A 23,132-nucleotide genomic window follows, 5' to 3' on the forward strand; every position below is an offset into this window, starting at 1 on the left:
AGGGTGACAACTATCAATAATCAAAATCCAGCCCCAGCCGGTCTTTCAGGTCTTTCAGGTCGGGGTTCTGCTTCACCATGTAATCAAAAATATCTGTGCTGGTATAGAGCTTCTTTTCGTCTTTGATTTCTTCAATCTCCCTCCTGATCACGATGTGATCGTTTTGCAATTCGGACCGAAGGAACTGAACCAACTCCGTGTCAAACTTCTCCAGGAAACTCACTTCCAGCTGACTGCTCAGCAGGATGGTTACACTATGATTTTCCCCCTTGCTCACCGTCTTACCAAAGATCAACCGCTCAGTATCCCCTGCATCTATTTTCTGCTCGGCAAAAGCTTTCCAAACCCGCTGCAATTCCCCCTCAGAGAAATCAGTTTCTTTCTTGTTGATTACCGGGGAAGTATCGCCCGGAGCACTATCTTCCTTGTTTTTTCGCTTACCAAAAATGCTTGGTGTCTCTTTGGGCTTGTCCGATACGACCTGTGCAGCAACTATAGGGCTTGGCTTAGGCTCATCCTTTGGGATTTCTACATTATGTTCAACGGGTGAATGTGGTTCCTCTATTGGAGTTGGAAAAGTATCGGGAGATAACTGAGGTTCCTTCTTTTCTAAAATTTCAGGCTTTGAGCTTTCACTTGAAGCTTCTAATTCGTCATTGTGTGACCTTTTTTTTTTGCTCCATTGTCAGAGGAGCTAAGTGTGAGTGCATTAGAAAGGTGCGCCAGTTTCATAAGGCACAGCTCCACATGCAGGCGCTGATTTTTGCTTTGCTTATAGTTTAATTCAAACTGATTGGAGATGTTCAATGCGGAAAGCAAGAATGACGGACTGCACTTGGTAGCCTGCTCTGCATATCTGGACTTCAGGTTTTCCGTCACCTCGATCAACTCGATGGTCTTTTCATCTTTCGAAACCAGTAGATTTCTTAAATGCTGCTGGAAACCATTGAGGAAATTGTTCCCATCAAATCCATTTCTCAGAATCTCGTCAAACAGCATCAGAGCCCCGGCCATATTTTGATCCAGCAGGTCATCGACGAGCTTAAAATAGTAGTCGTAATCAAGAATATGAAGGTTCTTGATGGTATCCTGATAGGTGATTTTGCCATCAGAAGAAAAAGTAGTGATCAAGTCGAAGATGGAGAGCGCGTCTCTCAGTGCTCCGTCTGCTTTCTGAGCAATCAGATGGAGTGCTTCCTTCTCTGCATCCACTTTTTCGCTGGCGGCAATTTTTTCCAGCTGCTTTACAATATCACCAACCTCTATCCGATTGAAATCATAAATCTGACACCTGGATAGAATCGTTGGGATCACCTTGTGCTTTTCCGTGGTGGCAAGGATGAAAATCGCATACTCAGGCGGTTCTTCCAGCGTCTTCAAAAATGCATTGAATGCCTGGGTAGAAAGCATGTGAACCTCGTCTATGATGTACACTTTATACTTTCCATGCTGAGGTGGATACCGCACCTGATCGATCAGGTTTCGAATGTCTTCTACTGAGTTATTGGATGCTGCATCCAGCTCGAAAATGTTGAAATTGTTGGTGCCATCACCAGATTCACTTTCAAAATTGTTGATGGTTTTTGCCAGAATCCGCGCGCAAGTGGTTTTCCCAACCCCTCTTGGCCCACAGAACAAAAGCGCTTGCCCCAGATGGTTGGACTTAATAGCATTTTCCAGTGTGGTGGTGATGTGCTCCTGCCCCACTACCTCCCCGAAACCGAGTGGTCTGTACTTTCTTGCCGATACCACAAAATTTTCCATCCGCAGGCAAGTTAATGATGCGGGGGGTTCTATAGAAAAATTCCTTCAAAAACGATCGAACTATTTCGCCATTTCAAACGTCTTACACTTCCACAAAGGATTTACCTTTGTATTTGGATTTGTTCTTTGAATGTATGGGGTCGACCGGAATCGACAGGAAGTGCAAAGCATAAGCTAGCATGCCGGGTGGTGAGTGTACATCCGTGATCAATTCACTTCAAATTATAATTGGCGAGTCTAACTACGCTATGGCAGCCTAATCTCGAATTAAGTAGAGATTAATCAGGGTTGAGCCCCATCGGCTCCCCCTGCCACATCCCACCGCTCTTCGTCCTTGAGGGAGGATTTTGGGGTGTCATAATAAGGAATAGTCCCGATGATGTTGCTAAATCGGGATGAAATTTAGCAACTGGCATTGGTAGTGGGTAGTCATCCGCCAGCTATCAGCGTGAGACTAAGAAGTATGACTAAGCATGTAGAAGGTCTATGGTTTCCTTAGCTGGACGAGGGTTCGAATCCCTCCGACTCCACTTTAAAAGCTGCCTAGTGCAGCTTTTTTTATTGAATAAAATGGATGAGGACCCCCAGTAGAGTCCTTTTACTTTAACAAAAAAAGCCCCGACTTACGTCGAGGCTGCCTTAGCCTGCTCCTTGAACAAGCTTCCTTAGTTAATTCTTAATTACTAATCTTCCTGCCTTACGTCTCACATCATCTGTCTCTATTACGAGAACATAGATTCCACCAGCTAACCCGGAAATATTATATCTATTTCCTGTAGAGATATTGTATCTAATCGCTTCTTTTCCCTGCGCATCGATTAATATCAGCTCATCCTTGGTGGATAGCGATGCGGATTCAAAAGAAAAGTATTCGGCGGTAGGATTAGGGAATACCTTGATATTTTCCAATTCACTTAATCCTAAAGCCTCTTCTCCTATCCCTGATATAACAAATGTGTAAGTACCTTCATCTGAATCATCACTTTCGATTGTAACCAAAGCCTCACTTGTCCCCGCATCAGAAGGATCAAAAACTACGTCAAAAGTCACGCTAGATGAACCGCTTACATTAGCAGGAGTAGTAATATTTGTGACGGAAAAATCTGAGGCGTCAGCTCCGCTAATTTCGATAGAACTCACATTGAGTGTTACATCACCAATGTTTTGAATGGTGAAAGTACTTGCTGAAGGACTCCCAATAGTAATTGTTCCAAAATCAGTGCCGTCTGTCGACGATGGTGTATCATCTCCACTTGCGATATCAACTCCATCTCCCTGTACATTGATTTCTTGGGGAGTTTGTGCGAGACCAGCAATAGCAAAAGTGTAAGTACCCTCATCTTCATCATCGCTGCTTATTTGAATGGTTGCAGCACTAGTGCCTGCACTGGATGGGTTATACGTAACATCGAATGTGGTACTTGATATCCCTGATAAGGAAACAGGCAATGTAATATTAGATATAGAAAAATCTGTAGCATCTGTTCCTGAAATTTGGATATCCGTGATTTCCAGCGGCTTGCTTCCCTCATTCTCAATAGTGAAGGTCTGGGTGGACGATGACCCAATCAGACTCGATCCAAAGTCAGTTCCATCTGTTTCATTGGGAGAATCATCGCCACTCACAATGGAATTGTCATTACCCAAGACGTTGATTTCTTTTGGCCCGACATTTATTACTCCAAAACGTTGAATAGTCGAATCATCATCAAGGCTGCTAAAGTTTCCACCTATATATAAGTAATCCCCACTAGTGATCATATAATTGATACTCCCTCCATTACTCACCGACCATGATGCATCCGCAGCTCCAGTTCCTGATGTACTAAGCTTGGCAATCCTCACAATGGATTCTCCTCCGATGGAATTAAATCCTCCACCGGCGTAGAGGTCTCCATCATACATCGAAAGTGCAAAGACAAAGTTATTTCTGGGTGGGTCGGGGTTCCACGATGCATCCGCAGCGCCTGAACCTGACGCATGAATTTTTGCAATGCTTCTTCTGGACTGGCCTCCCGCAGATGTGAACCTTCCCCCGATAAATAGAGAATCCCCCACCAGCTCCATATCGCTTACTTCATTGTTTGGTTCCGGAAACCAATCTGGACTTACAGCTCCATTGCTCCCGTTAAGTTTAGCCAGCTCATTTACACCGGTAGCTCCAACATGATCAAAAGCTCCACCGATGTACAAAGAATCAACACTTTCATCATAAATCATGGTGAGAATTTTGCCGGGCACAGTAGTATTATTGTACGGAATGTACGTAGTAACGCTAGGACTAAAACCCCCATCTAAGTTGCCGGTTGATGTATCGAATTTTGTAAGGCAGTTTCTGGCGGTAGAGCTAATGTTGGCATAATTTCCCCCAACGTAAATTGAGTTATTACCTAATTCCAATGCCCGAACCGGAGCATCGGGTGACGGATCCCAACTTTCCAATGTCGGTGAGTCACCTGATTTATTGATCTTGGCAAGATTGTTTCTGGCAGACCCAAGAATGGTGGTAAACTGACCGCCAATGTAGAGATAGTCTCCGTCTACTTCTAGGGCGTATACGTGGTTATCCAACTGAAGGTCCCAACTTTCATCCAGTGTATATCCTTCCTTGCTATAGCGCACCAAGTATGAAAGGCTGCTGATGTTTGTCCCATCTGATAATTCAGTGAACTGACCTCCAACGTAGATATAGTTTTCATCTTCCACGATAGCCTGCACGGTGCTATTGGGAAAAAAATCACCGGTATTAACAGCTACCTGAGCGTTTACTTTGAGGTGAGCGAGGAGTACAAGTATTGTGACGAAGTGCTTTGTTCTGAACAAACCATTTCCAAAAGCATTAAGGTAGGACATATTGACAAAGTGGTTAATTAGTGAATTAGAAATGTACTAATAATAATTTTTTCTCGCTTGCAACTTAGAATTATCCTATTTCAAAATCCTGACAACCTTCTTACAATTCCTGCCACTGTTAGAATCCGGGGAAGATTTATACGGTTCTTCTACCTTTGCGCTTCATGAAAACAAAAGATGAAATAGTAGACGACTGGTTGCCCAGGTATACGGGAACTGAGCTCGATGAATTTGGAAAATACATTCTCCTGACCAACTTTCAGAATTACGTAGATCTCTTCGCTGAAAAGTTTAACGTGAAAGTGAAGGGCAACAAAAGGGCCATGCAAACTGCAACGCATGGGGATATTACTATAATAAACTTTGGGATGGGTAGTGCCATGGCAGCCACAGTGATGGACTTACTATCCGCCATCATGCCGAAAGCAGTACTATTTCTGGGAAAATGTGGTGGGCTGAAAAGTGAAAATAAACTTGGTGACTTAATCTTACCCATCGCTGCAATACGGGGCGAAGGTGCATCCGATGATTACATGCCACCTGAGATTCCGGCACTACCTTCTTTCCGCCTTCAACGATCCGTTTCCCACGTAATCAAGGCCAAAGGCTTTGACTATTGGACGGGTACGGTTTTCACTACCAATAGAAGAGTTTGGGAACATGACGAAGAATTTAAAAACTACCTGAAGGAGATTCGGGCTTCTGCCATCGATATGGAGACGGCCACCTTGTTTACCGTTGGCTTTGCAAACAAAATTCCACGTGGTGCGCTCCTGCTTGTATCTGACAACCCGATGACACCCGAAGGGGTGAAAACTTCAAAGAGTGATCAAAAAGTAACTTCCCAGTTTGTAGAAAATCACCTTGAAATTGGAATTGATTCACTGATGGAATTGAGCAGCTCGGGAGAGTCTGTGAAACATTTGAAGTTCGAATGATCTTTTACTAGGGAATTAAACCATTTAGTAAGTTTTTGATCTAAGGCGAAATCGAAAATTTCAAGAGATGAGAAAACTTACATTATTAATCGGACTGATAGTCGCTGTGAACATCCTTTTTGCCCAGGGCAGAAGGGAGCAAGTAAAGGAGCGTGTTAAGATCAAAATTGAAGAATACAAAGACCGGCTCGATTTGACGGAAGATCAGGTGGTGGAGCTCAAAAAAGTACGGGAATCAATGCAGCCGGAGCTGGATGCCCTCCGCGCCGATGAGGGTAAATCCAGAAGTGAAAAGATGCGTGCGCATGCTGATATCATTGAAAAGCGGGAAGCAGAGGTAGCCAGGATTCTCGACGATGAGCAGCTTGCTGAACTTGAGGTGATCAAAAAGGAAATAAATAGAAAACCGCGAGCAGCGCATGGATCGGAGGAGAGACCGACAAGGTGACGGTAACTAATTTTCACTAAAAAGCCCTCAATCGAGGGCTTTATCATTTCATGCAAACAGACTCTTCTGATCCGGCCCAACAGGAACGGTTAAGTCAAGCCCCAGTTCTTTATTGAGCTTCTGAATCAGGTGGGCCGATAATACCGGCGACTCTTTCTCCAGGTTTTGATGCACGAAGAAATAGAGATTTTCCATGCCCAGGCCAGCCCATTTCTTTATCCGCTCCATCCACACATCCAGTCGCGAATAGTCACTTTCGTGATTAGCACCCACATACCGCACAAAAACCGAAGGGGAAGTAAGTCGCATGTGAAGCAAATCCCTTCTTCCGGCTGTGTCCGTTACAATGTTGGAAACATGGTAGTTCTCAAAAAGCGCATAAACCTCATTTGCAATTTCCGCATCATTAAACCATTCCGTATTTCGCAGCTCAATGGCTAGCGGAATATCCTGTGGCCAATACTCCACAGCCTTAATTAACCGGTCCATGTTTGCCGGCTTGAAATTATCATGAAGCTGCAAGAAGCACATCCCCAGCTTATCCCCAAATGCCCGGATATTCGTAGTATACCTTTCAATAGGCTCCTCTACATCTTTGAGCCGCTTGATGTGGCTCACCATCTGATGCACCTTCGGAAAGAATTTGAAATTGTCGGGTGTCTTTTCCACCCATTTTTCAATTTGCTCCTCACGAAAATGATTGTAAAAAGTAGCGTTTAGCTCGATGGAGTTGAACTGAGTGGAGTAATACTCTAGCTCATCTTTTGTGCCCCTCGGGTAGAATTTTTTCAACTCCTGTTTGTTCCATTTGGCACAGCCTACAAATACGCTTTGAAGGCCTCTCCCCTTTTTCAGCACTTTCTCTGTGTCGTGATGGTCATCGGGGAGTGAAAAGTCAATTTCGTCGGGATTATCTACGCTTCCAAATTTCATATCCTAAATCTAAAGGCTTTCGAAGGAAGTTATTTCATCAATCCGAGGGCTTTTCCCAGAAATTTATCCACCGTTCGTGTAGGCATCAATCGGGGTAGCGTCCAATTCTTAAATTTGCCCGGCACGATCAGATACCGGGTCTTTGGCCTGGAAGCCTCAAAGGCGTTGAAAATGATCCTGGCAGCACGCTCGGAAGTCCAGGCATCTTTTACTGCCTTAGCTACAAACCTCTTCTGAAACGTTTGCAAGGCAGGATAGAAAACAGATTTCTTGAATCGCTCTTCCACAGCTTCCGAAGCTCCCTTTTCCCAGATTGGTGTTTTGATCGGTCCCGGTTCAATGAGAATCACATCGATTCCATAAAACAACAGCTCCTTTCTTAAGCTCTCCGTAATTCCTTCCAACGCATGTTTAGACCCGGAATAGGGTGACATAAATGGCATTCCGTGCTTTCCGGCTATGGAGGAAATCTGAACAATCCTTCCAGGATCGAATGATGGGGTTTCCTTGGCTCCAAGCAAAGGAAGAAATGCCTGGGTCACTTTGATCAAGCCAAACACATTTACCTCAAACTGATAGCGATATTCATCTATTTTCAAATCAACAAACGGGCCACCAAGAGCAATTCCTGCATTATTGATCAGACCGGCCAGTCCCTGATCCCCTATTTCCTTCTCAAGCTGAGCTGCGGCCTGATCTATGGCCTCATGATCTGTTACATCAAACAACAAAGGCCTAAACGACTCACCCAAATCCTCGAGAAGCCTGTCCGCATCTTTCTGTTTTCTTACGCTCCCGAATACGGTATAACCATTACCAACAAATACCTTTGCCAGATCATATCCAATGCCGGTGGATGCCCCGGTGATTAATATGTTTTTAGATTTAGCCATTCTTAATCGATTGATTTAGTGAGTAAAATAAACGAGACCATACGCAAGCGAAAATCAGTTTATCCCATGCAATATATGGATAAGCCAGTCCCGAAGGAAATCCTTCAGGAGCTGCTTCTCAATGCGAACCATGCCCCTACCCATAAACTTACGGAACCATGGCGCTTCAAAGTTTTCACTGGAGAGTCCCGAAAGAAGCTTGGTGAATTTCTCGCAAAAAAACATGAAGAAATCACCCTGGATGCCACACCGGAAAAGATGGAAAAGATAAGATCAAATCCCGGATTAGCCGGGGCAGTGCTGGCTATTATCCTTCATCGGGATCCTGCCCAGCGAGTGCCGGAATGGGAAGAAGTAGCCGCCGTGGCATGTGCTGTCCAAAATATCTGGATTTCTTTAGATCAATACGGATTGGGAGGCTACTGGAGTACTCCGGCATTGTGCCAATTTCTGGGCGAACATGTGCCGCTAACAGAAAATGAAACGTGCATTGGTTTTTTTTATATCGGATATTGCGAACCTTCTGATAGAATTATCCAGAAGAAAAAGGTAGAAGATAAAGTGGAATGGATTGAACAATGAAGCTGGAAAAAGAATCAATAGCACTCCTGGCCAAAGCCCTTGAAAAACTGGAATCCGGTTTCGACCTGCCAGACCTGAATCATTCATTCGACTCAAAAAGAATGGAGGAGGTGATCCTGAAAGTGGCTGAGCGAATGCAGGACAACTATCCCTACTTTCATCCGCTTTTTGCCGGGCAGATGCTAAAGCCGCCTCACCCCATTGCCAAGGCTGCCTACATGCTGGCCATGTGGATCAATCCAAACAATCACGCCATGGACGGCAGTAAAGCCAGCTCGCCGATGGAAAAAGCGGTCGTCGCTGATTTGGCCAAGATGTTTGGCTGGGATACTCATTTGGGGCACTTGACAGGGGGGGGCACCATGGCCAACCTGGAGGCCCTATGGGTGGCCGGCCAAATTCACACCAACAAAATAATTGTGGCATCAGATCAGGCGCATTACACGCATGAGCGAATCTCCGAGGTTTTGAAGCTTCCATTCACCAAAGTAAAAACAGACTCACAGGGAATCATGGATCTGGAGGATTTGGAAAGCATTCTAAAGAAAGGTGGGGTCGGCACGGTGGTGTGCACCATGGGCACCACCGGCCTGGGTTCCGTAGACCCGCTTCCTGAGCTGCTTGAACTCAAAAAGAAGTATGATTTCCGAATCCATGTGGATGCGGCATATGGCGGTTATTTCAAGCTGCTAAAGAATCTGGAAGAAAGCGCGCTCCGAAAATATGCTATGATCGATCAGGCTGACAGCATCGTCATTGACCCGCACAAACAGGGGCTACAGCCGTATGGATGTGGGTGTGTCCTTTTCAAAAATCCTGAAGTGGCCCAGTACTATATCCATGATTCGCCATACACCTATTTCATCTCAGACGAGCTTCATCTGGGTGAAATTAGCCTGGAATGCTCCAGGGCCGGCGCATCAGCGGTTGCACTTTGGGCTACACATCAGTTGCTGCCTCCGGTTCAGAATGGGGAATTTTCAAAGGATCTATCCAAATCCAGGGATGCCGCTCTCGATTTATATCATAGACTGATCAAAAGTGAGTCATTCTACCCTATCGTAAAGCCTGAAACAGACATTGTGGCCTGGGCCATTGCCGGATCAAAGACCAGCGAGATGAGTGAGCAAGCGAAGGGTTTTTTCGTACGTGCGGAAAAAAACAAATTGTACCTTTCACTTTACAAATACCCCACCTCCAAACTCATCGACCCGCCATTTGAGGTTGATTCCGAATACCTGGTTTGCCTGAGGTCGTCATTGATGAAGCCTGAACACCAAAACTGGATGGATGAAATATGGAATCGGTTGCTAAAATCCATTTCGTAAAGACCATTTCGTCTACAGTTTTGGCTGGTTAGTAAAAAAAATCTGTCATTTCAATTTGTGGTTGGTAATCATGTTTAAATTCGAATTGATTTTGACAAAAGTCCATGCTTAAAAGAAATCTTCATATCATTCTAGCCCTTGCCCTGGTCTTTACGACCACTGGCACGATATGGAGTCAGCTTCTCGCAGATATAGAAGACCCGATCGAAATCAGCACGGAAAAAGAGGCTGATGGAGAAAAGAGCGAGAAAGAAACCGAAAAAGAGCTGGACGGATGGGACGATGACCTGGTGTCGGAGGCCTATAATATTGTCCCAGATCTTAACTGTGGCTTCCAAAAAGTAGGATCTTCCTCCTATGCCGTCATCAAAAAGGATTCCGAGAAACTTTACATTCTGTACCAGAAACTCAAGTTGGATTGCTAAAACTGTCCTGATTCTCTTCGGGACAAACTTCCCCCTGGAGCACACATTGCTCCTCCTCTCATCATTTTTTTAACAATTCAGGTGACTATCACCTGGCTCACGAATTTTTCGTTATGAAAGCAATCCTAAAAATAGCAGGCCTGTGCATACTGATGTACAGCACAAGCTGTGAATCACATAAAGAAAACCACGAATCGGTATCGACATTTCCGGTTACAAACCCAATCAGAAAAGACACTCTCACCACTAAGGTTTATGTTTGTCAGATTCATTCTGCCCAGCACATAGAGCTACGGGCTATGGAGACTGGATACATGGAAAAAATCTATGTAGACGAGGGCCAATTCATAAAGAAAGGCCAACTCATGTTCCAAATTATGCCAAGGCTATACCAGGCAGAACTTGAACGTGCAGAAGCAGAGGCCAATTTCGCAGAAATTGAATATCAAAACACCAAAAGGCTGGCAGAGACGAATGTGGTGGCACCCAATGAACTTGCACTGGCTAAAGCCAAACTTGATAAAGCCAAAGCAGAATTATCCCTGGCTCAGGTTCATCTGGACTTCACACAAGTGAGAGCTCCTTTTGACGGCATTATGGATCACTTCCATGTGCGTCTTGGGAGTTTGGTAGAAGAAGGAGAGCTATTGTCCACCCTTTCAGATAATCATGAGATGTGGGTGTATTTCAATGTGCCAGAAGCAGAATACCTGGAATATCAATCCAATGTCAAGAAAGACAGTGTGATCAACGTGACCCTTCAAATGGCAAACCTGAAGCCTTTTGAATACCCCGGCAAAGTCACAACCATTGAGGCGGACTTCAATAGCGAGACCGGAAATATTGCTTTCCGTGCTACTTTCCCAAATCCTAAAGGGCTACTTAGGCATGGCGAGACCGGAAATATCCTGGTGGAGAAACCCTTGAAAAACGCACTGCTGATCCCTCAGAAAGCAACGTTTGAGATCCTTGATCAGCGATATGTATTTGTGCTGGATAAAGAAAATGTGATCCGCACCCGACACATTAAAGTCGGTGCAGAACTTACGCATCTCTATGAAGTGAAATCCGGACTGAAAGAATCAGACGTCATTCTGCTGGAAGGCTTGCGTAAGGTGAAAGAAGGTGAGAAAATCATACCTGATTTTCAAAAGCCTGAATATGTACTCGAGCATCTTGAGCTTCACGCTGAGTAGCATCCTTCACCTTAAAACTAAGAAATTATGTTTTTCAGCAGAATCATACATAGACCAGTACTGGCTATTGTCATTTCGGTCGTACTACTATTTACTGGAAGTCTCGCGATTAAGACTTTACCTATTTCCCAATTTCCGGAAATAGCACCCACAGTCGTCAACATCTTCATTGCCTATCCGGGATCCAATGCAGAGGTTTTAGTCAATTCTACCCTGATACCTTTGGAGCAGGCTATCAATGGGGTGCAAGACATGCGCTACATCTCCTCGGATGCTACCAGTGCCGGAGAGGCCACTATCAGGGTCATATTTGAGCCCGGCACAGACCCTAACCTCGCAGTTGTTCGGGTAAAAACCCGGGTAGATCAGGTGATGCCTCTTCTACCCCCACTTGTACAAAGAGAAGGTGTGATCATCACCCCCATCCAGCCCAGCATGCTGATGTATGTAAACCTTTACAGCACGGATGAAGATGCCGATGAAAAATTCCTTTACAACTATGCCAATGTGCACATGATCCAGGAAATCCAGCGGATACCCGGAATTGCGAGAGCACAAATACTTGGTAGTAGACAATATGCCATGCGAATATGGCTAAAGCCGGACCGAATGAGAGCGTATAGCATCTCAGCAGAAGAAGTCATGGAATCCATGCTTGAGCAAAGCATACTGGCACGTCCCGGAAGGTTGGGACAAAGCTCAGGGAAACAGGCGCAATCGCTGGAATACGTACTGGCATATCAGGACCGATACAATAAGCCGGAGCAGTATGAAGACATCATAGTGAGGGCAAATGAAGAGGGTGAGATCATTTATCTCAAAGATATCGCTGAGGTAGAGCTGGGCAGTGAGTTCTTCGATATCTATTCCAACCTCGATGGTTATCCTGCCGCTTCCATTGTCCTAAAACAAAATGTGGGCAGCAACGCCTCAACGGTAATTGAGGAAGTGAAATCGAAACTGAATGAAATGGAGGAAGAATTCCCTCCTGGAATGGATTACAAAATTAGTTATGACGTCTCCAGCTTTCTCGATGCATCCATCGAACAAGTAACCCATACGCTTCGGGATGCATTTATTCTGGTGGCCCTGGTGGTTTTCATCTTCCTGGGCGACTGGCGATCTACCCTGATCCCCATCTTGGCCGTGCCCGTATCGTTAATTGGAGCATTCTTCATCCTTCAGTTATTCGGCCTTTCCATCAATTTGATTACGCTTTTTGCGCTGGTGCTCGCCATTGGCATTGTAGTAGATGATGCGATTGTGGTGGTTGAAGCGGTTCATGCTAAAATGGAAGAGCTCAATATCTCTCCCTATAATGCAGTAAAACTGGTCATGGGTGAAATCAGTGGGGCAATCATCGCCATCACCCTCGTGATGACGTCCGTGTTTCTTCCCATCACCTTTATGAGTGGTCCGGTCGGTACGTTCTATCGGCAGTTTTCAATTACCATGGCAAGCTCCATCATCCTTTCTGCCGTGGTTGCCCTTACGCTTACTCCGGTCCTGTGCGCCATGCTTTTGAAGAATAATCATGGCAAACCGAAAAGAAGGAACATCCTGGATAAGCTTCTTCACAGCTTCAATAGTGGTTTTGAAAAGGTGACCGGCAAATATGTTGGCCTACTCAAACTGATTGTGAACCGAAAGGTGGTCACATGGGGTGTTCTGTTTGTTTTTGCTGTGGGGGTTTACCTTGAGAACCAGTCCTTGCCATCCGGCTTTATTCCAAACGAAGATCAGGGAACCATTTACGCCATCATACAGACACCCCCTGGAGCTACGCTTGAGCGTACAAATCAACTTTCCAGGGAACTTCAGATGATCTGCGAAGAAATTGAAGGTATCGAATCGGTATCTGCGCTGGCCGGCTATGAGATTATGACAGAAGGTCGTGGATCAAACGCTGGCACCTGTCTGATCAACCTAAAAAACTGGTCTGATAGAAAGCACTCGGTGCATGAAATCATGGAAGAACTGGAGGAAAAAACCCATAATCTGGGAGCCATTGTAGAGTTCTTTGAGCCACCGGCTGTTCCGGGATTTGGCACTTCCGGCGGCTTTTCCATGAGGATGCTGGACAAAACCAAAAGCGATGAGGTAGACTATCACGAGTTTGGAAGGATCAATGACCAATTTATGGACGCCTTGCGTGAGCGCCCTGAAATCACCGGTCTCTTCACCTTTTTTGCGGCCAATTATCCTCAGTATGAACTAATAATCGATAATAAAAAAGCCATGCAAAAAGGAGTAACCATAGGTGATGCTATGGAAAACCTCAACATCATGATTGGCAGTACCTATGAGCAGGGCTTTATTCGCTTTGGTAGATTCTTTAAGGTATACGTTCAGGCCGGGCCAGAATATCGAAGGTACCCTTCCGATCTGGAGGATCTGTTTGTGAAAAATGAGCATGGGGAGATGGTTCCATATTCTTCCTTCATGGAAGTGAAGAAGAGACAGGGACCAAACGAGATCACCCGGTTCAACCTGTACAACTCAGCCTCCATCCGGGGGCTGCCTGCGGAAGGTTACACAACAGGTGATGCCATTGCTGCTATTCGTGAGGTAGCTGCCAGCACACTTCCAAGAGGGTATGACATAGCTTTTGAGGATTTATCTTATGATGAGTCGCGAAGAGGGAATGAAGCACTATTCATTTTCATCATTGTAATCATCTTCGTGTACCTGGTGCTCGCCGGGCAGTATGAGAGTTTCCTTTTGCCTCTGGCGGTAATTCTATCCCTTCCGGTCGGTGTTTTCGGGTCGTTTTTCATGCTCAAGATTATGGGGCTGGCCAATGATGTATATGCACAGGTAGGATTAATCATGCTGGTGGGTTTGCTTGGTAAAAATGCGGTGCTGATCGTTGAGTTCGCCGTGCAGAAGCACAGGGCAGGATCTACGGTACTGGAAGCTGCCATCGAAGGTGCCAAAGTTCGGTTCAGACCTATTCTGATGACTTCATTCGCATTTATTGCCGGATTGATCCCATTGGTACTATCGCATGGTGCCGGAGCAGTGGGAAACAAAACCATCGGAGGATCAGCACTTGGAGGCATGCTGATTGGCACCCTCTTCGGTGTACTCATCATCCCCGGGCTGTACTACATTTTCGGAAGCTTGAAAGAAGGCCGACAATTGGTAAGCGGCGAGCATGATGAGCCATTCTCTGAGGAATATGTACACACCATGGAGGAGCGTGATAAAATGCTCCAGCAGATGCAGGATGAAACTGAGAAGAAGAAAAAAGATGAAGGCAAAAAGTAACAGACCAATGATGACAAAAATTTTAAATAAAGCGTTGTTGATGGTTCTGATGGCCATCGCCATACACTCGTGCGCACCTAAACTTTCCGTGCGGGATGCCGACACCAGCACACCGGATCACTATCTATCGAGCAGTGATACCTTGAATTCAGCAAGTACGAACTGGAAACAGTATTTCAAGGATCAAAATCTGGTGGCGTTGATTGACACAGCATTAGATAATAACCAGGAGCTGAAGATTTTCTTTCAGGAAATAGAGATGGTGAAAAATGAGGTAAGGGCCCGAAAAGGAGAATACCTTCCATTTGTAGATGTGGGCGCTGGTGCCAGAGTAGACAAAGTGGGCAGGTATACTCGGAACGGGGCACTGGAGGCAAACACGGAGATAGAGCCGGACAAGGAGTTTCCCGAGCCATTGAGCGACCTGACTTTTGGCGCAAGTGCTTCCTGGGAGCTAGACGTGTGGAAGAAATTGCGAAACGCCAAAAAATCCGCTTTGATGCGGTACCTGGCCACCCAGGAAGGAAGAAACTTCCTGGTGACCAATCTGATTGCCGAGATCGCCAATTCCTATTACGAGCTGCTGGCCCTGGATAACCAATTAGCCATCATCCGGCAGAACATTGGCATTCAGAATGATGCGCTTAATATTGTACGGCTACAGAAGCAATCGGCCAAGGTCACTGAACTGGCGGTAAGACGATTTGAAGCTCAGGTGCTGGACACCAGGAGCCTTCAATATCGAATCCAGCAGGAGATCATAGAGACGGAAAATCGTCTCAATTTCCTTCTGGGAAGATTTCCTCAGCCGATTCCAAGGGATCCCAGCATTTTCAATGAGATGGCACCCGATTCGATACAGGCTGGCATCCCGATGCAACTACTGGAAAACCGCCCGGATATTCGCCAGGCGGAGCTGGAAGTAGAAGCGGCTAGGCTGGACGTGAAAGTGGCAAAAGCCACCTTCTATCCATCACTGGGAATTGTGGCGGGATTGGGGTACCAATCCTATAATGCGACGCATCTGGTGGGCACTCCCGAATCGCTGATTTATTCGTTCGGTGGAGACATTGTAGGGCCTTTAGTAAACCGAAACGCCATAAAGGCGATGTATTACAATGCCAATGCCCGGCAGCTTCAATCGGTGGTGAATTACGAACAAACGATTTTGAACGCATACATAGAGGTAGCCAATCAGCTATCTAATCTTAGCAATCTTCAGAGCAGTTACGATTTGAAGGCTCAGCAAGTGCAGGCACTGAATGAGTCTATCGAAATATCGAATACGCTTTTTAAGTCAGCCCGAGCTGATTACATGGAAGTGCTTCTCACTCAGCGAGACGCACTTGAAACCCGCTTTGAATTGATTGAGACCAAAATGCATCAGATGCATGCCATGGTTGACATCTATAGAGCATTAGGTGGAGGGTGGAAGTAACACCCTCACGTCAAAAGACAAATTAAAATTTATCAATTATGAAAAAGATAGTTTATGTAATAATCGGGGTAATCACCCTGTTTCTGATCATCCTTCTTTCACAAGAAGAAAAGTATGTCGAAAAGCACCCAACGTTGAATACCACCGCAGAAATGCCGGATTTGTACCTTAGAAATGTGGCCTACTATGCAGATGCGGACAAGATGAAGCAAAGTGCTCACAATCTGGAAAAGGCCATAGAGTCGATCTGGAAAATAGAGCAAGATGTAGATGATGCCAGCTTTGCTAAACTGGAGCGAGCGATCAAAGACCTGGAAATAATCCACCATGCCATGCTTACCGACTCTCTGGAGGGAATAGATATGTCCCAGACCTTTGAATATGCGCTTGACAATCTGGCCAGAGCGGAGCTGGAGGTATCAGAGATGTATGCAGAAACCAACAACATGGACAATGCCAACATAGCGCTGAAATATGCCCAACTACACATCAAAAATGCGATGCTCTTCCACGATGGTTTTTGGGATTCAGATACGGTGCAGTTGGCCATCGAAAGGCGGGTTTTCGAAGAGATGGATAGTTTATCCAAAAACAAATCGATCACTCCTGTGGAGTATGTCATTACCATTGACAAGATGATCAAAGAGATAGACCAGATACTGAAGCTGAAAGATTAGGTTAGGTTAGTTCGTGAGCAGGGCTGTCTGCCCCTTCGGGGGTGGGCGGCCTATTTTTTTACTTTTTGCAGTGTGCTATCCTTTCTTAGTTTTGGGGGATGAAAAAAATAATCCTTCTGATTGCCGCGCTTACTTCCCTGAATGCTCTTGATGCCCAGGAAACTCACGGCGATTCAGAATTTTGGTTTTTGCTCTTAAACCACTACAAAATCAATGAACAATGGACGGTAGGGAATGAATTGCATATTCGCCAGACTGAATTTATCAGTGAGAAAAAACAATTCATCCTGAGGCCGTTTGTGAATTTCATGCCAGGTGAGAGTGTGATTTACTCAGCAGGATACTCCTACATAAATACCCAGCCGTATGGCAAATACCCGCTACCTATTGCACAGCCCGAGCACAACTTCTGGGAGCAGGTGACGGTAAACCAGACCCTAAACAAAACAAGCCTCTCCCACCGCTATCGGATGGAGCATCGCTATCAGGGAAACCTAGTGGAAATGTCACCCGGCGAATTTGAGGTCAATGGTCACAATTTTAGCAACCGCTTTCGGTACCGGCTTACCATTAGACAACCGATCAGTGAAAAGTATTTCATCCAGGCATTTGATGAGCTGTGGGTATCAATGGACAAGAAGTTTAAGCAGGCCTCTTATAATCAGAACTGGATTTATGTTGGGCTTGGACGAAACATCAAACAAGGAAATGTGCAGCTGGCTTACCTGCACCAGCATGCCAGTGCCAATGGAATTGTGGAGCGCCATCCTACCTTTCAGGTGACGGTGCAGTATGATTTTTAAATTCCCAACTCTTCCCTATTCTTCTTTAGCACGTCTATGATGTGGTTGATGTGTTCCGTCATATCCACTCCCAGCATTTCCACACCGGCTGCTCGTCTCTGTTCATAGCAGAAAAATAGCAAGATCACATCAATCATTCATTTCTCAGCATCTCCGCAGGATTGGTTCGGGCGGCTTTTCCTGTCTGCCAGCTAATGGTAAGAAGCCCAATCGCAAACACCACAAAAACCCCTGACAGGAGTTCTACCGGACCGATTGTGATTCTATTCACAAAATCCGCCATCACCATTTCCGTGAAAAACAGGTAGCTCAACGGCATTGCTATAAGCGCAGAAATGATCAGCAATACAATGAAACTCTTGGATAGGATATACATCAGATTTTGCTTGCTCGCACCAAGCACCTTCCTTACGCTGATCTCTTTCTGACGTGTTTCTGTGGTAAATACTGCCATGCCTAGCAAGCCCATGGAAGCAATTGAAATTGCCAGAAAGGCCAGGAATCCAAAAATCTTAAACAGCACCGCCTGATCTTCATAAGCTTCCTGTATGAGCTCATCGTAAAACCTGGCTTCAAAAGGGTGTAATTTGTCTATATCTGTCCAGATATCTTCTAATTTATCCATCAGAGCAATTGCATCATCGGTGCTCACAACCAGATTAAGATGCATATAGTCATCCGGTGTACCTTGAATGATTGCTACTGGCTCTGGCTCATCGTGGATTTTTGCATACTGAAATTGCTTAACCACCCCTACAATTTCAACCTTCAGATCTTCCAACCTTCTATCCAGCGTTAGTACCTCGCCAAGGGCACTCTGCGGACTTTCAAAGTTGAATCGTTCGAGTAAGAGCTCGTCAATGACGACAAACTTTGCGTCACCTTCTTCTTGATCATAAGGAAACGATCCCCCGGCTATAAATGTGAATTCATGCGTGTCGAAATAGTTCTTATCTACAAAATTCACATAGACATTTGCCGAGTCCAGAGGGTCTTTATACTTAACCTCTTCACCCCAGATTTCCCCCGTGTTTGGGATCATCCCTGACCTGGATATTTTTTTGACTTCCGGCAATTTTTCAATCTCCGGAATCAATAATTTCGGGTCATTACCCTTCAATGAAACATTCAAAACATTGTCGGTTTTAAATCCCAGATCAAAATTGAGTGCAAACTTGTACTGTCTATAAGCGATGGTAGACCCAACAATCAGAAATATTGAGGTGGTGAATTGCAGTACGATCAACACCTTCCTTAGATTGATCCCTTTGATCAATTTAACCGAAGATGCATCTCTGAAAATGGATATGGCTTTAAGCTTCGCCAAAACTGATGATGGTAATATTCCAGCAACAAGCCCAATGAAGAAAGCAAAAGCGATAAAGTATAAAACATGTATCCATTGGAAGTCAAGCGTAACAATTTCCTGATTGTCCATCATTTGCAGGAAGAAAGGCTTGACCAGAAGAAATAACCCATAGGCAATAGCCACCGAGATCAATGCCACAATGATGGCTTCAAAAACAAATTGAGTCAGGATTTGTCTCCTTCCCGCACCTACTACTTTCCTCACTCCCACTTCTTTTGCTCGTCTCAGTGATCTTGCGATTGAGAGATTGGTATAATTAAAGCAGGCTGATACTATGACAAATAAGGTCAGCAAAGTCAACTGATATATACCTTTCCACGACATACTCGGCCCTATTTGATTGGATAGTTCATCCCCCGGAACAATACTACCAAGGCTTTCGAGGGTATGATTGATCACAAACCTATCGGTTTTAAGGTTTTCTGTGCTGGCAATCTCCCGTAAGTATGCATTGATCACCTCGGGGCTCTGATCTTCAGGAAGTAGGATATACACGTAATTCATCCACACACTTCTCCATTCGAAAAATGTAGAATTTTCGTCTCCTGCAAACTGATTTTCCAGGGTGATAAATGAAACCAATGCCTCAAATTGAATATGGGAGTTGGTGGGCAGATCCTCCACTATACCTGTGACAGTATACGTGTCCTCCTCGGAGGTAACCACCTGTCCCACTGCTTCCTTATCATCAAAAAGCTTCTTTGCAGTCTTTTGAGTAAGAATAATCGAATGAGGTTGAACTAGGGCGGTTGAGGGATTACCAGAAACGAGATTGAACGAGAATACATCAAAGAACTCCTGAGAAGCATATAGCCCACTTACCGAGATATTGTTTTCACCTTTGTTCAGATCAGCGCTAAAGTTTCTCCTCATAAGAAGGACTTTTTCAAATCCCGAATACTCTTCCTTCAATTTCTTTCCAACAAATACTGACGTGGAAGCCAGATCATACGGATCATCGGATGAGATGCTTTTGTAATTAGTTTGCACCCGATAAATCCTATCCTTTTTTTCATGGAATGTGTCGAAGCTCAATAGCTCACTAATGTAGGTGATCATCAATATGCCTATCGACATGGAAATCGCCAGTCCGATGATGTTGATAGCGGAGAAAAGTTTGTTGCGGGCAAGGCTTCTCGCTGATGTCTTGAAGTAGTTGCCCATTAGATTGAAAAAAGTCATTTGTCCTAGTATTTTGGGTTTTCGAATCGTGTAAAGTCTGCAGAATTTGATCACATCCAGAAAGAAGACCAGATCCGCTCGGAAACGGCTCTTTTCCAAATTTCTGGAATAGTACTCATGGAGATCTCCTTGCAAGTCTTCCAAGACTTCCTTGCTGCAATAGAGTTCTATCAGCCAATCCATCCACCGAGGTGGTGTTTGCCTTGATCTGCTCATCGGATGCCTTGAAAAACAAGTTCAGGAATGTTGCTCCATAGTCTATCTCGCTGTTCTTTGGCTTTCATAAGTGCAACTTTGCCAGCATGAGAAACCTGAAAAAAACGTTTCCTCCTTCCTCCTCTTTCTTTGGTAGGCTCACCCAGTTCGGAGGTTATTAGTCCTTTCTTCTCCAAACGATTGAGCACCGCATGCACTACACCAAGCTTCGTCTTTCGGCCGGTCACCTCCGTGATTTCGTCCACGATGTTTACACTATAAGCTTCCTCCATTAGCGAGGCAATGGTCAGCAATACGATCTCTTCAAATTCTCCAAGGTTGGTTCCTTTCATTGGGTAGTTCTTATATATTCACCAAATGTATGAAAAATGAAAACGTAGCACTATCATAATAGTTTTATTTTTTCATGTTTTGTATAAAAAAAACTTCATCGACTCAACCACCCAAAATGCCGGTTCAATAAGTTTTTCCTTTGGTTCAATAGGAATTGCATTCCGAATGCCTTTACTGCTCGTGTCATTTGTATGTAAATCAAAAAAATACAATCATGAAAAAGCACTTGGCACTACTCACTCTTCTCCTTATTGGCACTCTTTCTTATGGACAAAATTTTGATGCCCCAGAAAAAGGAGCTAAAATCTATGCCCAGGAGTATATGATTCATGTTGATTCTGGCTCTGAAACCACTTTCGATCTTTGGATCGTGCGGTCACGATTCGCAAAGCGTGCGGAATTTATGGCTCCAAGCCTGATGAGCAGCTCGGCATTGGCATTTGAAGTAGCTCAAGATCCGGAGAATAAAGATCACTACACCGTGACCGTATCTGCTAATGAGGTGGAAGCAGGCCAGTATACTACGACCGTTTCCGCCAGAAGCAACGGCACACAAAAAGTGACTGGCACCACACTTTCCTTCAATGTTGTAGCAGCGCAAGCTGTAGCATCCAAAGATGGGAAGTAAATTAGCTCAATGAAATACTGGTATAGGTTAGTTATTTCAATCCTTGTCTTCTTGTTCTTCAAGTTGACCAGGGATACCACAGTTGAACAATTTACCCTGTGGGACAGGAGCACCTGGATATCGCTATGCTATACCATCATTGTCATTTTCTTGCTATGGGAAATAGTGGCTCGCTATATCCAGCGAGCAAAAACCAGCATCAGTTCCAATAAGGGCCTGTATGTTATTTCTACAAAGGCAACACTCATCGTGTTGCCTTTGGTATTTCTTTTTGCTTGGATATATGATGGCATTCTGGAATACATAGTCTGCTGCGACATGCATGATCATGGCCACTTTCTGCTCAATACTGCGCAAGGATTTGTCATCGGCCTGCTCATCATAGCCTATGAGATCATTAATCTTTACGTGAAAAATGCTATCCGAACGGCGCGGGAGAAAGAACTCATTCAAAAAGAACTGGCCGCTGCGAAGCTGGAAAGCCTGAAGAACCAGGTAAACCCACATTTTCTTTTCAACAGCTTTAGCGTACTTACCTCACTCGTTGAGCACGATTCTGAAAAAGCTGTGAAATTCATCTCCAAGCTCTCAGACATGTACCGATACATTTTGGAAAATGATGAAAAAAGTGAGGTGACCCTGAAAGAAGAACTGGACTTTCTGGACAGCTACATTTTCCTATTGAAGATGCGACATCAGTCTGCGATTGAGGTGAAAAAAGAAATCAGGATGGAGAATATGTCTCTAAAACTACCACCTATGTCCATTCAGATTTTGGTAGAGAATGCCGTAAAGCACAACAATTTTTCGGTAGAAGAGCCACTTGAGATCGTGATCACCAATGACGATGAGAAGGCCATCGTAGTGACGAATGAGAAAAGAAAAAAGGAAATGCTGACTTCAGGAACCAAGATTGGCCTCAAGAATTTGTCTAACCGGCTTTCACTGTCCGTAGGGAGAGCACTTGAGATCACTGACAATGATGAAACATTTCAGGTGAGGCTACCTTTGTCAACTACATGAATGCGGTAATCATAGAAGACGAACAACTAACAGCTGACCGCCTGAAAAACCTGGTCGGTAAGCATACGTCCATTGAGGTTATCAAATCAATTCAATCTGTCAAATCAGCGATTGCCTGGTTTCAGGAAAATGAATCTCCCGATCTTATTTTCCTTGACATCCAATTGGGTGATGGGACAGGATTTGATGTGCTGGAATCGCTGAGCACCTACCCTCAGGTTATCTTCACCACGGCTTTTGACAAGTATGTATTGGATGCATTCAAGTACAATAGTGTCGACTATCTATTGAAACCGGTACAACCAGAGAAGCTCGTTCAAGCTGTGGAGAAACTGAAAAAGGTGCGGGGACAGAATAATCTAAGTGATGTAATTGGAGAACTCAAATCCCAGATTCAAACCCCGTATAAGCAGAAATTTCTGGTAAAAACCGGACTGAAATACTTGTCCCTTTCCATTGAAGACATTGCCTACTTCTACAGTGAATCCAGCACCTCATATATCAAAACCACTTCCGGTGATTCTCACATCATAGATCATTCGCTCGATGATGTGGAGAAGCACATTGACCCTATCAGATTTTTCCGTGTCAACAGACATATGATCATTTGTGACAAGTGCATCACATCTATCGACTCATATTTTAACAACCGACTGTTACTCTCCCTCTCCCCTGCTTTCAAAGAGCATGTAATTGTTAGCAGGGAAAAGGTGAAGACATTCAAGTCATGGCTTGATCGGTAGCTCAGCTTCAAGTGAAAAAGTTCCACTTTCAGGTTATGTTTTAATAACACACTGCTAAGAACTTTCTATTTCGAAGAAGAGTTTTTCTTG

The 23,132-nt window shown here is 44.6% G+C and carries 21 protein-coding genes and 1 other RNA gene; 14 read left to right on the forward strand and 8 right to left on the reverse strand.

Annotation, left to right across the window (positions count from 1 at the left end; translation table 11 throughout):
• Nucleotides 1-13: 13 nt before the first annotated feature.
• A complete protein-coding gene (locus RLN88_RS09230) occupies nt 14-355 on the reverse strand; it encodes a DUF8493 domain-containing protein (protein WP_350221108.1) in 342 nt (113 codons plus the stop codon).
• 290 nt (nt 356-645) lie between these two features.
• Complete coding sequence (gene dnaX / locus RLN88_RS09235) at nt 646-1,764, reverse strand: DNA polymerase III subunit gamma/tau (RefSeq protein WP_350221109.1); 1,119 nt, start codon at nt 1,762-1,764, stop codon at nt 646-648.
• 136 nt (nt 1,765-1,900) lie between these two features.
• Here dnaX and ssrA point away from each other — a divergent pair.
• Nucleotides 1,901-2,297: a transfer-messenger RNA gene (gene ssrA / locus RLN88_RS09240) on the forward strand.
• Between the two features lie 136 nt (nt 2,298-2,433).
• Here the strand turns inward: ssrA and RLN88_RS09245 are convergent.
• The gene (locus RLN88_RS09245) at nt 2,434-4,617 is read right to left on the reverse strand and encodes a choice-of-anchor D domain-containing protein (protein ID WP_350221110.1); all 2,184 of its coding nucleotides are present in this window, start codon (nt 4,615-4,617) and stop codon (nt 2,434-2,436) included.
• A gap of 164 nt (nt 4,618-4,781) precedes the next feature.
• Between RLN88_RS09245 and RLN88_RS09250 the strand changes: the two genes are divergently transcribed.
• Nucleotides 4,782-5,555: an AMP nucleosidase gene (locus tag RLN88_RS09250; protein ID WP_350221111.1), complete on the forward strand. Its 774-nt coding sequence runs from the start codon at nt 4,782-4,784 to the stop codon at nt 5,553-5,555.
• Between the two features lie 67 nt (nt 5,556-5,622).
• On the forward strand, nt 5,623-6,003 hold the full coding sequence (locus RLN88_RS09255; protein ID WP_350221112.1) for a hypothetical protein: 381 nt from the start codon (nt 5,623-5,625) through the stop codon (nt 6,001-6,003).
• A gap of 48 nt (nt 6,004-6,051) precedes the next feature.
• Here RLN88_RS09255 and RLN88_RS09260 read toward each other — a convergent pair whose 3' ends face one another.
• The gene (locus RLN88_RS09260) at nt 6,052-6,936 is read right to left on the reverse strand and encodes a DUF72 domain-containing protein (protein WP_350221113.1); all 885 of its coding nucleotides are present in this window, start codon (nt 6,934-6,936) and stop codon (nt 6,052-6,054) included.
• Between the two features lie 29 nt (nt 6,937-6,965).
• On the reverse strand, nt 6,966-7,829 hold the full coding sequence (locus RLN88_RS09265; RefSeq protein WP_350221114.1) for an SDR family oxidoreductase: 864 nt from the start codon (nt 7,827-7,829) through the stop codon (nt 6,966-6,968).
• 18 nt (nt 7,830-7,847) lie between these two features.
• On the opposite strand from RLN88_RS09265, the gene RLN88_RS09270 reads away from it, so the two are divergent.
• From RLN88_RS09270 to RLN88_RS09305, 8 genes are all read left to right on the forward strand, one after another.
• Nucleotides 7,848-8,411, forward strand: coding sequence for a nitroreductase family protein (locus tag RLN88_RS09270; RefSeq protein ID WP_350221115.1), 564 nt, complete (start codon nt 7,848-7,850; stop codon nt 8,409-8,411).
• Nucleotides 8,408-9,739: a pyridoxal phosphate-dependent decarboxylase family protein gene (locus RLN88_RS09275; RefSeq protein ID WP_350221116.1), complete on the forward strand. Its 1,332-nt coding sequence runs from the start codon at nt 8,408-8,410 to the stop codon at nt 9,737-9,739. Before RLN88_RS09270 ends, RLN88_RS09275 begins: the two co-directional genes overlap by 4 nt.
• Before the next feature lie 104 nt (nt 9,740-9,843).
• Entirely contained in the window at nt 9,844-10,164 is a 321-nt protein-coding gene (locus RLN88_RS09280; RefSeq protein WP_350221117.1) for a hypothetical protein, read from the forward strand.
• Between the two features lie 113 nt (nt 10,165-10,277).
• Nucleotides 10,278-11,360, forward strand: a complete 1,083-nt coding sequence (locus tag RLN88_RS09285; protein ID WP_350221118.1) for an efflux RND transporter periplasmic adaptor subunit — start codon at nt 10,278-10,280, stop codon at nt 11,358-11,360.
• Between the two features lie 27 nt (nt 11,361-11,387).
• Nucleotides 11,388-14,630 carry an efflux RND transporter permease subunit gene (locus tag RLN88_RS09290; RefSeq protein WP_350221119.1) on the forward strand — a complete coding sequence of 1,081 codons (3,243 nt, stop codon included), beginning with the start codon at nt 11,388-11,390 and terminating at the stop codon, nt 14,628-14,630.
• Nucleotides 14,631-14,637: 7 nt separating this feature from the next.
• On the forward strand, nt 14,638-16,068 hold the full coding sequence (locus RLN88_RS09295) for a TolC family protein (protein ID WP_350221120.1): 1,431 nt from the start codon (nt 14,638-14,640) through the stop codon (nt 16,066-16,068).
• Nucleotides 16,069-16,106: 38 nt separating this feature from the next.
• Nucleotides 16,107-16,745, forward strand: coding sequence for a hypothetical protein (locus tag RLN88_RS09300; protein WP_350221121.1), 639 nt, complete (start codon nt 16,107-16,109; stop codon nt 16,743-16,745).
• A 98-nt stretch (nt 16,746-16,843) separates the two neighbouring features.
• The gene (locus tag RLN88_RS09305; RefSeq protein ID WP_350221122.1) at nt 16,844-17,548 is read left to right on the forward strand and encodes a DUF2490 domain-containing protein; all 705 of its coding nucleotides are present in this window, start codon (nt 16,844-16,846) and stop codon (nt 17,546-17,548) included.
• On the opposite strand, the gene RLN88_RS09310 is transcribed toward RLN88_RS09305, so the two are convergent.
• Genes RLN88_RS09310 through RLN88_RS09320 form a run of 3 tightly spaced genes read right to left on the reverse strand, consistent with a single transcriptional unit; the run spans nt 17,545 to nt 20,647 of the window.
• Entirely contained in the window at nt 17,545-17,685 is a 141-nt protein-coding gene (locus RLN88_RS09310; protein ID WP_350221123.1) for a hypothetical protein, read from the reverse strand. The genes RLN88_RS09305 and RLN88_RS09310 overlap by 4 nt on opposite strands.
• A complete protein-coding gene (locus tag RLN88_RS09315; RefSeq protein ID WP_350221124.1) occupies nt 17,682-20,282 on the reverse strand; it encodes an ABC transporter permease in 2,601 nt (866 codons plus the stop codon). Before RLN88_RS09315 ends, RLN88_RS09310 begins: the two co-directional genes overlap by 4 nt.
• A 29-nt stretch (nt 20,283-20,311) precedes the next feature.
• The gene (locus RLN88_RS09320) at nt 20,312-20,647 is read right to left on the reverse strand and encodes a PadR family transcriptional regulator (protein ID WP_350221125.1); all 336 of its coding nucleotides are present in this window, start codon (nt 20,645-20,647) and stop codon (nt 20,312-20,314) included.
• Between the two features lie 215 nt (nt 20,648-20,862).
• Between RLN88_RS09320 and RLN88_RS09325 the strand changes: the two genes are divergently transcribed.
• From RLN88_RS09325 to RLN88_RS09335, 3 genes are read left to right on the forward strand one after another with little or no spacing between them, the layout of a single operon-like run.
• Nucleotides 20,863-21,276: a hypothetical protein gene (locus tag RLN88_RS09325; RefSeq protein WP_350221126.1), complete on the forward strand. Its 414-nt coding sequence runs from the start codon at nt 20,863-20,865 to the stop codon at nt 21,274-21,276.
• A gap of 9 nt (nt 21,277-21,285) precedes the next feature.
• Nucleotides 21,286-22,299: a sensor histidine kinase gene (locus tag RLN88_RS09330; protein ID WP_350221127.1), complete on the forward strand. Its 1,014-nt coding sequence runs from the start codon at nt 21,286-21,288 to the stop codon at nt 22,297-22,299.
• The gene (locus RLN88_RS09335) at nt 22,296-23,042 is read left to right on the forward strand and encodes a LytR/AlgR family response regulator transcription factor (protein WP_350221128.1); all 747 of its coding nucleotides are present in this window, start codon (nt 22,296-22,298) and stop codon (nt 23,040-23,042) included. The genes RLN88_RS09330 and RLN88_RS09335 overlap by 4 nt, the downstream gene beginning before the upstream one ends.
• Nucleotides 23,043-23,132: the final 90 nt, after the last annotated feature.

Origin of the sequence: Ekhidna sp., assembly GCF_040223195.1 — a bacterium.
GTDB lineage: Bacteria > Bacteroidota > Bacteroidia > Cytophagales > Cyclobacteriaceae > Ekhidna.